This is a genomic window from Bacillus sp. MYb209, from assembly GCF_002975175.1.
Taxonomy (GTDB): Bacteria; Bacillota; Bacilli; order Bacillales; family Bacillaceae_G; genus Bacillus_A.
This window is the reverse complement of record NZ_PCNZ01000126.1, coordinates 1-1,317: the sequence shown is the minus strand read 5'-3', so window position 1 is coordinate 1,317 and position 1,317 is coordinate 1. Positions and strand designations below refer to the sequence as shown.

The 1,317-nt window shown below is 34.4% G+C and carries 1 protein-coding gene; it reads left to right on the top strand.

Translation table 11 applies throughout. The features are described 5' to 3' along the window. Positions 1 to 84: 84 nt before the first annotated feature. A protein-coding gene (locus CQZ94_RS30725) for an IS3 family transposase (protein WP_483861181.1) occupies positions 85 to 1,280 on the top strand; the annotation gives its coding sequence in 2 pieces (ribosomal slippage) (positions 85 to 379 and positions 379 to 1,280; 1,197 coding nt in all). The last annotated feature ends 37 nt before the right edge of the window (positions 1,281 to 1,317 follow it).

The window sequence follows — 1,317 nt, the reverse complement described above, 5'->3', positions numbered from 1 at the left end:
TGGTATTATCCCCTTTAGGTAGACAGTGTAAAAAAGACCATGTGCACACATGGATGTTACACTATTACTTGGAGGGGATTTTTTATGACTAAAAAAGGCTCAACTTTTAATACATATTCAGAAGAATTAAAGTTATCAGCTGTTCAAAGTTATTTAAACGGAGAAGGAAGTTACACTATGATAAAGGAAAAATTTCAGCTTAGAAGTTCTACCCAACTTAAAAATTGGGTGAAAAAATATAAAGAATGTGGTGAGATTACAGATACTCGTGGAAAAAATAGTGGAATGAAAGGTATACCAAACCCTCTAAAAGGAAAACGTGTTCATTTCAACACCGTTGAAGAGGAACGTGACTACTATAAGGCTCAGGTTGAATATTTAAAAAAGCAGTATCCAAATCTGTAAATGGAGGCGTACTAAAATATAAAGAGAGATATCATATCATTGAATCATTAAAGAGAAAATATCCAGTTATATGGCTTACTAAATTTGCGGGTGTACATCGTTCAAGTTACTATAAGTGGATTCATACAAAAAGTATGAAAAACATGCGACTAGAATCCGATCAACGATTAAAAAAGGTAATACAATCTATTCACGTAAAGCACAAGGAATATGGTTATCCACGTATGAAAATCGCTTTACAAGAAGAGGGTTATTTTATAAATCGCAAAAAGGTATATCGCTTAATGAGTGAACTCAACATTCAGTCTATTATTCGGAAGAAGCGTCGCTTCTTTAAAGGGAATGATTCCAATACTTTTCCAAATGTTTTAAACCGTGAATTCAAAGATCGCCAACAAAATGAAGCGCTTGTTACAGACATTACCTACCTACGATTTCAAGAGGGATTCCGCTATCTTTCTGTTGTACAAGATATTTATAATAACGAAGTTGTTTCTTGGAAAATTTCCAAGCGCAATGATAATGAACTTGTATTAGATACAATTGAAATGTTGGCACAAAAAAGAGATGTGCGTGGAACCATTCTCCATTCAGATCAGGGATTCCAGTACACATCTCATGCCTACAACAAACGACTTTTTGATTTAGGTATCATTGGCAGCCACTCTCGCAAAGGAAACTGCCATGATAATGCCTGTATCGAATCATTTTTCTCCCATTTTAAATCGGAGATGTTGTATTTGAATCATTTTAAAACAGAAGCGGATTTAATACAAGCAATTGAAGAATATATTTACTTTTATAACTATAAACGGTTCCAAAAACGACTCAACCATCGAGCTCCGATAGAATATCGAGTCTCGATGGCTGCTTAGTCTTTTTAATACTGTCTACTTGACAGGGATAAGACCA